The organism is Halovulum dunhuangense (genome assembly GCF_013093415.1).
Taxonomy (GTDB): domain Bacteria; phylum Pseudomonadota; class Alphaproteobacteria; order Rhodobacterales; family Rhodobacteraceae; genus Halovulum; species Halovulum dunhuangense.
In genome coordinates, this window is sequence record NZ_JABFBC010000005.1 from 53694 (window position 1) to 63520 (window position 9827).

The window sequence follows — 9827 nt, forward strand, 5'->3', positions numbered from 1 at the left end:
AGTGGACGAGGGCGCGCTGATCCCGGCGCATGTGCCCGGCGGTTGACCTGTGCGAGCGGGCCGACTAGTTAGCCCCGGCAAGACCATGATGGACCTGACGGACGGAGCAGGTCCGCACCATCGAACGGCCCGCGCGGGAAACGTTGCGTCTACAGCTTGCCCGCGTCTGGCCGTCGCACGATTGCTGCAAGTCGACACTGGAGGGGTCCAGACACCCGATCGAGTATTGCCAGGTTCTGCTTGCCGCCTATCCGAAACACGGAAAGGAGTTCGGCATGACAGCGAAGGAATTTTCATTCGACATCGAGGCGCGCAACCGCATGCTGGCCGGTGTCGATCTGTTGGCCCGGGCCGTCGGCGTGACGCTTGGCCCCAGGGGACGGAACGTCGCCCTCGAGAACGGCTCCGCGACGCCGCACATCACCAAGGACGGTGACACGGTCGCACGCAGCTTCGAGATTGAAGACCGCTTCGAGAACATGGGCGCGCAGATGGTCAGGGAAGTCGCCGCCCGCACCAACAGCGAGGCCGGCGACGGCACCAGCACCGCAACCGTACTGGCGCAGGCCATCGCCCATGAAGGCGTGAAGCTGGTCGCCGGCGGCGCGAACCCGATGGACGTCAAGCGCGGCATCGACCGGGCCGCCGCCGCGGTCGTGGCGGCGCTTCGGGGGGCTGCGCGTCCGGTGACCGGGCAGGAGGACATCGCGCATGTCGGCACCGTGTCCGCGAATGGCGAGGCCGGGATCGGCACGCAGATCGCCGAAGCGATGGAACGGGTCGGACGCGACGGCGTCATCACGGTGCAGGAAAACCCCGGGCTTGCCACCGTCACCGAGCTGGTCGAGGGCCTGCGTTTCGACAACGGTTATCTCAGCCCGCATTTCGTGACCGACCCCGAGCGGTCGACGGTCACATTCGAGGATGCATTCATCCTGCTTCACGACGGCAAGCTGTCGTCGCTCCAGCCGCTCGTTCCCATCCTCGAGGCGGTGAACCGGTCCGCGCGCCCGCTGCTTATCGTCGCCGACGATGTGGAGGGCGAGGCGCTGTCCACGCTGGTCGTGAACAGGCTGCGGGGCGGGCTGAAGGTTGCGGCGGTCAAGGCGCCCGGTTTCGGCGACCGCCGCAAGGCCATGCTGGAGGATATCGCCATCGTCACGGGCGGGCGCGTCGTGAGCCGCGATCTGGGGATGACGCTGGATGCGGCCGGGATTGAGACGCTGGGCCGCGCCGCCCGTGTCGAGATCACGCGCGAGCGCACCACGCTGGTCGGCGGTGCCGGCGATGCGGACGATATCCGGGCGCGCATCGCCCGGTTGCGGCGAGAGGCGGACGTCGCCGCGTCCGGGCGCGCGCGCGAGGCGCTTCGCGAGCGTCTGGCCAAGCTGGCCGGCGGTGTCGCGATCCTTCGCGTGGGCGGCACCACGGAATCCGAGCTGCGCGAGCGGCGGGATCGTGTCGAAGATGCCCTGAACGCCACCCGCGCTGCCGTTGAGGAGGGGATCACCGTCGGCGGCGGGGTCGCCCTGGTGCGCGCTGGCCGGGTTCTGGACGATCCAGGCGGCGAGAACGCGGACGAGAAGGCGGGCGTCGCGCTTGTTCGCAGGGCGTTGAACGCGCCGCTGATCCGGATCGCGGACAATGCGGGGTTCGACGGGACCTTCGTGATCGGGAAGGTGCGCGATGCCGATACGGAAGCCTGGGGGTTCGACGCCGCGCGGGGCGATTACGACGATCTGCTCGAGCGTGGCATCATCGACCCGGTCAAGGTCGTGCGGACCGCGCTGGAGAATGCCTGCTCGGTGGCGGGTGCGATGATCACGGCGCAGGTCGCGATCGCCGATGCAGCGCCGGAAGGCGAGACCGATCAAGCGGCGTGAGGCGACGGAATGCCGTTGCCTCCGCCCGCATCCGCCATCCCCGCATCCCACGATCCGATGAGGCCACCTGTGAAACAGCAATTGAAGAACCTGATCGAAAGGGTCCTGATCGCGCGCCCCGATGCCTCGCCCACCGACTTTCGCAACCTGGTGCCCGATCTGCGCGGGAAAACCGACGAAGAGATCGAGAAGCTTGTCGCCCCGATCCGCAACCAGCGGCCCGGGGGCAGAACCTGATGCGGGGCAGTCGATCCGGGGCGCGCCCCGGAGGTTCGCGGCTGATCCTTTTCAACAAGCCGTTCGGCGTGGTGTCGCAGTTCAGCGCGGGCGCATCGCCGGATCGGAAGGACACTCTCGGCGGATGGATCGACTGCCCCGGGGTGTATCCGGCGGGGCGTCTCGACAAGGACAGCGAGGGGCTGCTTCTGCTGACCGACGACGGCCCGCTACAGGCGCGGATCGCCGAGCCGCGCTTCAAGCTTCCGAAGACCTACCTGGTTCAGGTCGAAGGCGACCCATCCGAGGACGACCTGGAGCCGCTTCGCGGCGGCATCAGGCTGAAGGACGGCCTGACCCGCCCGGCCGCGGTCGAGCGCATCTGCGCGCCCGACCTGTGGCCGCGTGATCCCCCGGTCCGGTTCCGCAAGAGCGTGCCCGATTGCTGGCTGCGCCTGACCTTGCGCGAGGGGCGCAACCGCCAGGTGCGGCGGATGACGGCTGCGATCGGTTGCCCGACGCTACGGCTCGTGCGGTGGCGTATCGGGCCCTGGTCGCTCGATGGGCTTGCGCGGGGGGATTGCATGTCGATCCCGGCGCGCCATGCCCGCACCGAACTGGGGCGGAACGCGAGGATTGAGCTTTGACGAGATCCGGCCGATAAGGAAGCATCCTGAAAGACAGACAGAAAGGCGGCCGTGCGATCCGCGCCGGCCAATGACATGAGCCATTTGTTCGAAGAACTCGATTACTGCCCGACCCCGATCGGCGCACTCAGCCTGCGCCGCCGCCGCGATCTGCGGCTGGGCGTGGACGTCTGGGAAATCATGCTCGGCCAGCGGTTCCTGATGTCGAGCCATTTCACCGCGTCCGAGGTTGCGCTCGGGCGGGTGGGTGTCGAGGCCTGCGCGGGCGATGCGATCGACGTCGTGGTGGGCGGGCTCGGGCTAGGCTATACCGCCGAGGCCGTTCTGGCCGACACGCGGGTCGCGAACCTGCTGGTGGTCGAATACCTCGCGCCCGTGATCGAGTGGCACGAAACCGGCATTCTTCCCCTTGGAACGATGCTTGCCGACGACCCGCGGTGCCGGCTGGTGGAGGGGGATTTCTTTGCCGGCGCCCAGGGCGAGGGGTTCGATCCGGATCGGCCGGGGCGGCGCTTCGACGCGATCCTCGCGGATATCGACCATGCCCCGGACCACCTGCTCGACCAGCGCAGCGACAGCTTCTACCAGGTCGACGGGCTGCGCGCGCTGGCGCGGCATCTGAAGCCGGGCGGCATCTTCGGCCTATGGTCGAACGAGGCCGCGGAAGAGCGTTTTCTGGACCGGCTGGGCGCAGTCTTTGCCGAAGCCTGGGCCGAGCCGGTGACCTTCGACAATCCGCTGACGGGCCAGCCCTTCACGCAGACGGTTTATCTTGCGCGGGCAGGGACGGCATGAAGCCTGTCGTCGGGAACACCCCGACGGCGCGCGGGGCAGGGACCCGCGAATGCCCGCTTTGCGCTGCGCCGGCCGATCCGTTCATGACCATCGACGGGCGCAGCTACCATTGCTGCCCGGCCTGCGAGATGCGGTTTCTCGATCCCGCGCAACTGCCCTCTGCCCAGGAGGAGCATGCACACTACCTGAACCACGAAAACGAACCCGACGATCCCCGCTATCGCCGGTTTCTGTCCAAGCTTGCGAAGCCCCTGCTCGAACGCCTGCCGCGCGCCTCGCTCGGGCTGGACTACGGATGCGGCCCCGGTCCCGCCCTGGCCGCGATGCTGCGCGAGGCAGGGCATGAGGTCCTGCTTTACGACCCCTTCTTCGCGCCGGACAGATCCCCCCTTGCGCGCGCCTATGACTTCGTCACCTGCACCGAGGTGGCGGAACATTTCCACCAGCCGGCAACGGAGTTCGCGCGCCTGCGCGCCCTGGTGCGTCCGGGCGGCTGGCTGGCCATCATGACGTGCTTTCAGACCGACGATGCGCGGTTCGGGGACTGGCACTACCGCAAGGACCCGACCCATGTCGTGTTCTACCGTGCGGATACCTTCCGCCACCTGGCCGGGGGCTGGGGCTGGTCGTGCGAGAGCCCGGTCAAGGACGTCGTCCTGATGCGTCGGCCAGAGGTGTCGGCATGACAAGCTGGCTGCACGAGAAACGGCTGGAAGCGGTCGAGGCAATCCTGTGTCGAAGCGGTGCGGCCCGCGTGCTGGATCTTGGATGTGGCGACGGCGACCTGTTCGTCCGGCTGGCGGAAGACCCGCGCTACCGGGAGCTTGTCGGCGTGGACATCTGCCGCGCGTCGCTGGATCGGTTGCGGCAGAGACTGGCCGTGGACAACTGCCGCACATGCCGCATCGAACTCCGCTGGGCGTCGATGATCGAGCCGCCGGCGGATCTTGCGGGTTTCGATTGCGCCATCCTGGTCGAGACGATCGAGCATCTCGATCCCGGCCACATGTCAAAGCTGGAGCAGGCCGTGTTCCACCGGATGCGCCCCCGCATGGTGGTGATCACGACGCCGAACGCGGACTTCAACCCGCTGCTCGGCGTGCCGCCGAACCGCAGACGGCATCCGGGGCACCGCTTTGAATGGGGGCGGACGAAGTTTCGCAGATGGTGCGGCCGCGCGGCCGAGGCGGCGGGATACGACGTCGATGTGGACGATATCGCCGGCCACCACCCCGACCTTGGTGGCGCCAGCCAGATGGCTGTCTTCCGCCTGGCGGGCGCGGATGCGCGCGCGAGGCCTGCATGAGGAAACGAGGAAAGACGAAACGCTACAGACATGACACTCGACAAGGATCTTGAGACCCGGCGTCTGACGGATTGCCTTGCCCGGATCGACGTCAATCTCGGCCAGATCGGCGCACGCCTTTCCGACTACCAGCGCGACATCCAGGCGGCCCACGACCACATGTGGGAGGCGCGGCGCGACATGGATCATCTCGACAAGGTCGCGATGCGCCAGTCCATCGACCAGATGATGCGGTCCTCGGACGTGCTGCGCGCCCAGGCGAAGAAGCTCGCGAAGCTCAGGAAATCCCCGTATTTCGGGCGCTTCGATTTCCGCCGGCAGGATCGGAACGAGACGGGTTCCTACTACATCGGCATCCACGACTTTCGCGACGAGGACACGCAGGAGCCCTGGGTCTATGACTGGCGCGCGCCGGTATCTTCGCTGTTCTACGATTTCGAGACGGGCCCGGCCCGCTACGAGGCCCCGTCGGGGACAATCCCCGGCGACCTGACCCTGAAGCGGCAATTCCGCATCCGCGACGGCGCGATGGAGTTCATGCTGGATGTCAGCGTGAACATCGTCGACGACGTGCTGCAGGAGGAGTTGGCCCGCGCCTCGGACGACGGGATGAAGAACATCGTCGCCACGATCCAGCGCGACCAGAACGCCATCATCCGCGACGCCGAGGCGCATACCCTGATCATCCAGGGCGTCGCGGGGTCGGGCAAGACCTCGATCGCGCTGCACCGGATCGCCTTTCTGCTTTACCGGTTCAAGGACACGCTCAGTTCTGCCGATATCCTGATCATCTCGCCGAACCGCGTCTTTGCCGACTATATCGGCAACGTCCTGCCGGAACTTGGCGAGGAAACCGTGCCCGAGATCGGGATGGAAACGCTTGCCGCGCAGATCCTCGGGCCGAAGATCCGGTTCCAGAGCTTCTTCGAGCAGACCGCGCGGCTGCTGGACAGCGACGACCAGGCCATGAAGGAGCGGATCCGCGCGAAGGCGGCGCCCGAGTTCCTGCGCCAGATCGAGGCCTATGCCCGGCATCTGGAAAAGACGTCCTTCGCCCCCGAAGACATCGTCGTGCGCAAGCGTCCCCTGCCGGGGTTCGTCTTCGAGACGACCTGGGGGCGGCTCGGGCAGCTGGACCTGGCCGAACGGATCGTCGCCATGGGAAACTCGGTCATCGAGCAGTTCGAGGCCCAGTACAACGTCGAGCTGCGCAAGGAGGAACGCGCCGTGATCCGAAAGGCTGCGCGCGGGATGGTGAAGCGGACCACGCTGCGCAAGGCCTACAGGGAATTCTTCGACTGGATCGGCCGGCCGGAACTGTTCCAGCCCGTGGGCGGCCGGCTTGAATACGCCGACGTCTTTCCGCTGATCTACCTCCGGATGCTGACCGAAGGCGTCGAGAACCCCCATGCCGGGGTGAAGCATCTGCTTGTCGACGAGATGCAGGACTATACGCCCGTGCAATACGCGGTCCTGGCGCGGCTCTTCAAATGCCGCAAGACCATCCTTGGCGACGCCACGCAGTCGGTGAACCCCTACAGCGCCTCGACGCCCGAGCGGATCGAGGCGGTTCTCGAAGGGGCGTGGCGGGTCACGCTGAACAAGAGCTATAGATCGACCTGGCAGATCATGCAGTTCGCGCTGAAGATCGCGCCGAACCCCGATCTTGTCGCGATGGAGCGGCACGGGCCGGACCCCGATCTGGCAGTGGTCGGAACACAGAAGGATGCCGTGGCACGCATCGCCAAGGCCGTCCGCGACTTTCGCGCCTCGGACCACACAAGCCTTGCCGTACTGGCCAAGACCCAGGCGCAGGCGACGCGGCTGCACGGGGCGCTGACGGATGCGGGCGTAGACGCGCGCCTGCTGGAAGAGGGCAGCGCCGGCTTCTCGACCGGTGTCGTCGTCTGCACGCCGCATCTGGCCAAGGGGCTGGAATTCGACCGGGTGATCATCCCCGACGCGAGCGACGCCGTATTCTCCACCGAGATGGACCGGAACCTGCTCTATGTCGCCTGCACCCGCGCCATGCACCAGCTGAGCCTGATCTCTGTCGGCGCGCCATCCAGGTTCCTGGAGGCGACCGAAGGCGACCGTGCGCGGAACGGGACCCGCCAGGCGGTCTGATCCCCTGGCGGCAGCCTGCGCCGGTGCGCCGGTCCCCGACGGGTAGACAGAAGGCGTCCCGGCCCCTATGCTTGGCCGCGTAACCGGCTGGCCATGACCGTCACATCGCGACGGTCGGCAGCATGTTCACCGAAAAATTGCCGATGCTTTGCGCCTGATCCGTGCCGAAAGGCTGGTCGATCGGCGCTGGAAGCAACGACGGAACGAAGGAAACAGGATGAGTCTGAAAGTACAAATTCACGACAGAGAGACCGAGATCGTTGGAAAAGGGACGATAGACGGCATCGTGCCGTTCTATTTCAAGGATCAGGGCCATCGCTGGATGGTCCGGATCGGCCAGCATTGGACCTTCAAGCAGACAGAGGCCGGAGCGGATGCGGCACCGAGCACCCCTGCGGCACGCAGCAGGATGTACTGGGCCATCGCGCAGTTCCGGAACCAGTCGCGTGACGCTCCGGACGCGCAAGGGGCCTGAACGGACGAACCCGGACGCCATTCGAGGAGAAGACATGAACCAGAAGATCGCCCTGGTCGCGAACATCAGCCAGAAGACGGCCCTTCGCCTGCATCGGTATCTGATGGATTTCAGCGACGGGACGCATCGGCTGCTCTGGTCAGGGGACCGCGCCTACATCGAGGTCGAATGCCCCAGGGACGCAGAGCTGATCCAGCGCGAATTTCCCCGCCTGATGCGGGATGGGGCCCGATACACCGGCGCGACTTTCCCCTGGTAGGCGCGTCCGCCCGAGGTGCGGGGCAAGACCGAAGACGCCGCGGACCCATCATCGGCGGAATTCAAGAGCCGTCGCGATTTCCCCAACTCCCGCCCGCGTGACGCGCAGCGGCAGCGGCGCGCGATACGCGGGTGTTCGCAGCACTCTTGCGCAGACACGGCCGAGACGGCCTGATCGCCTGCCATTGCGCGCCCCGGGGCCGCGCAAACACATCGCATGCCCCGATCTCGATGCGGTGCCGCGGACCGAACGCGAATTCCCTGGGCTGGGCGCCGCGATGTCCGGGCATAGCGAAGTGACGCCTGGATGATCTGCCGCGCCCCCGCACGGGCCGGGATCCGCAGTCTTTCGGCACTGTCGGCGGCGGGTGCTATTCTTCCGGTACGGCTTGGACCAGCAGTTCCCGCGTGAGACGCCGGTCGATCAGGATGCATCCGGCTGTCAGCACCAGGCACCAGGCGCTCATGAACAGGGTCTGGGTGGGAAAATCCACGCCGCGGTCGATCAGGATGCCGGTGATCCCGGGGCCGATCGCCGTCGCGATGACCATGACGGTCGTCGCAAGCGACCGGATCGAGCCCAGGTGCCGCGTTCCGTAGGCGACCGGCAGCAGGACGCCCCACAAGGCGCTTGCGGTGCCCTGCGTGATGCCGATGACGCCAAGCGCCACCCACCAGGCGGCAACCTGGTCGGCAGGGCCGATCAGGGCGATCCCGATACCCATGGGTATAAGGAGAACCGACAGAAGCCGCTGCGCCCCGAACCGATCGGCCGCCCATCCCGCCACGAAGGCCGAGGCAACGGTCGCCGTCGCGAAAGCCGAGTATCCCGGCGCCATCTGCACCAGCGTCCAGCCCTTGACCTCGGCGATATGGACCTGCTGGAAGAACACCACCGTGCCGATGAAGCCCGGCGTCAGCAGGACCGGCAGAAGCGCCGGCAGAAGCCAGTGGCGCGCGGCGTCCTGCCGGCGCCAGTGACGTCCATGAAGTCCCGGAACCATCATTGCGCCGGTGTGGCCCTGGGGCGAGCGATCATCCTTGAGCAGGAACCAGAACGCCGGCGCGATGACCAGGCAAAGGATCGCGGCAACGACGATCCAGGTCGGCCTCCAGCCGATGGCGGCGATGCAGAGCACGGTGAGAACCGGCACCACGATTTCGCCGGCCGGATGGCCGAGACTGCTGATGGAAACGGCCCTGCCGCGCGTCGCCTCGAACCAGCGCCCCATCGCCGTCATCGCGATATGGCTGAACATGCCTTGCCCGCAGAAGCGCAGCAGGAACAACGACAGCCCCAGCAGCCAGACGGATCCGGCGGATGCCATGCCGATGCCGGCGAGCGCGAAGAAACCTGCCATGACCGGTGCCAGCCGCGACAGGCGGACGGTGTCCGCGACCGCACCGCGCCAGAACATCAGCCCCGCGGCGCTGAGCGTGGCGACCGTATAGAGACTGCCCCAGGCCCCGTCGGTCAGCCCGTATTCCGATTTGATGGCCCCCGCAAAGAGCGAGATGAACCATGTCTGCCCGAAAGCCGACGCGAAGGTCAGCAGGAAACCGGCGGCCAGCCAGCGCAGGTTTGTTCGAACGAATGCCATCATATCTGTGCGTCGCGTTGAATAGCCGGCTCTTGCACCGGGTCGGCTGTTGTCCGATCCGGCTGAGCGGCGATGTGTCGTTCCGGGTAGTTCGGGCCGAAGGAGATCCGTGCACGCTCGCGACAGATGCCAGACGGCTTGAACGGCACTCGTGGTGTCACAAGTTCGGCCGCAACGCAAGCCACGGGCGCGCATGCCCGCCTTCGGGTGCGGGTGGCCCCGGCCGCGGACGGGCCCGTGTCAGACCACCGGGGCCTTCGGCCCGGTGGCTTGGCTTGGCTTGGCTTGGCTTGCTGGTCGGCGGATCAGCCTGCGCAGTCCCTGCATCGGATGGTTGTCGGGTTGAGGTCGAGGCGGGGGGTTCCGATGAAGTCGCCGCAGCCGTCGCACCATCCGAACTCGCCCGCTTCGATCCGGCGGATCGCGGCCTCGATCGCGCGGGCGCGGCCCATGCGCCGGGCGTCCTGCGCGGCGGCCATGGCCTGCTGCTGCAGCGCGTCCATGCGGCTCAGGCGGCCG

At 67.1% G+C, this 9827-nt stretch carries 11 protein-coding genes; 8 read left to right on the top strand and 3 right to left on the bottom strand.

What is annotated here, in order from left to right:
* Positions 1-275 precede the first annotated feature (275 nt).
* The 7 genes from groL (at position 276) to HMH01_RS16825 (ending at position 6974) form a co-directional block, all read left to right on the top strand.
* Positions 276-1883 carry a chaperonin GroEL gene (gene groL, locus HMH01_RS16795; RefSeq protein ID WP_171326958.1) on the top strand — a complete coding sequence of 536 codons (1608 nt, stop codon included), beginning with the start codon at positions 276-278 and terminating at the stop codon, positions 1881-1883.
* Between the two features lie 69 nt (positions 1884-1952).
* Positions 1953-2120 carry a hypothetical protein gene (locus HMH01_RS16800; RefSeq protein ID WP_171326959.1) on the top strand — a complete coding sequence of 56 codons (168 nt, stop codon included), beginning with the start codon at positions 1953-1955 and terminating at the stop codon, positions 2118-2120.
* Positions 2120-2746, top strand: coding sequence for a pseudouridine synthase (locus HMH01_RS16805; protein WP_171326960.1), 627 nt, complete (start codon positions 2120-2122; stop codon positions 2744-2746). The genes HMH01_RS16800 and HMH01_RS16805 overlap by 1 nt, the downstream gene beginning before the upstream one ends.
* Before the next feature lie 75 nt (positions 2747-2821).
* Positions 2822-3541, top strand: coding sequence for a polyamine aminopropyltransferase (locus tag HMH01_RS16810; RefSeq protein ID WP_171326961.1), 720 nt, complete (start codon positions 2822-2824; stop codon positions 3539-3541).
* Positions 3542-3624: 83 nt separating this feature from the next.
* Positions 3625-4227, top strand: a complete 603-nt coding sequence (locus HMH01_RS16815; RefSeq protein WP_171326962.1) for a class I SAM-dependent methyltransferase — start codon at positions 3625-3627, stop codon at positions 4225-4227.
* Positions 4224-4847 (top strand): methyltransferase domain-containing protein, encoded by a 624-nt coding sequence (locus HMH01_RS16820; RefSeq protein WP_171326963.1) that lies wholly within the window; start codon positions 4224-4226, stop codon positions 4845-4847. Before HMH01_RS16815 ends, HMH01_RS16820 begins: the two co-directional genes overlap by 4 nt.
* A 30-nt stretch (positions 4848-4877) precedes the next feature.
* On the top strand, positions 4878-6974 hold the full coding sequence (locus HMH01_RS16825; RefSeq protein ID WP_171326964.1) for a HelD family protein: 2097 nt from the start codon (positions 4878-4880) through the stop codon (positions 6972-6974).
* Between the two features lie 100 nt (positions 6975-7074).
* Here HMH01_RS16825 and HMH01_RS16830 read toward each other — a convergent pair whose 3' ends face one another.
* Positions 7075-7317 carry a hypothetical protein gene (locus HMH01_RS16830; protein ID WP_171326965.1) on the bottom strand — a complete coding sequence of 81 codons (243 nt, stop codon included), beginning with the start codon at positions 7315-7317 and terminating at the stop codon, positions 7075-7077.
* Positions 7318-7483: 166 nt separating this feature from the next.
* Here HMH01_RS16830 and HMH01_RS16835 point away from each other — a divergent pair, with 166 nt between their 5' ends.
* Positions 7484-7708, top strand: coding sequence for a hypothetical protein (locus HMH01_RS16835; RefSeq protein ID WP_171326966.1), 225 nt, complete (start codon positions 7484-7486; stop codon positions 7706-7708).
* A 370-nt stretch (positions 7709-8078) separates the two neighbouring features.
* On the opposite strand, the gene HMH01_RS16840 is transcribed toward HMH01_RS16835, so the two are convergent.
* Both HMH01_RS16840 and HMH01_RS16845 read right to left on the bottom strand, forming a co-directional pair.
* The gene (locus tag HMH01_RS16840) at positions 8079-9311 is read right to left on the bottom strand and encodes an MFS transporter (RefSeq protein WP_171326967.1); all 1233 of its coding nucleotides are present in this window, start codon (positions 9309-9311) and stop codon (positions 8079-8081) included.
* 302 nt (positions 9312-9613) lie between these two features.
* The coding region (locus tag HMH01_RS16845; RefSeq protein WP_171326968.1) for a TraR/DksA family transcriptional regulator at positions 9614-9827 on the bottom strand (214 nt) is incomplete at its 5' end.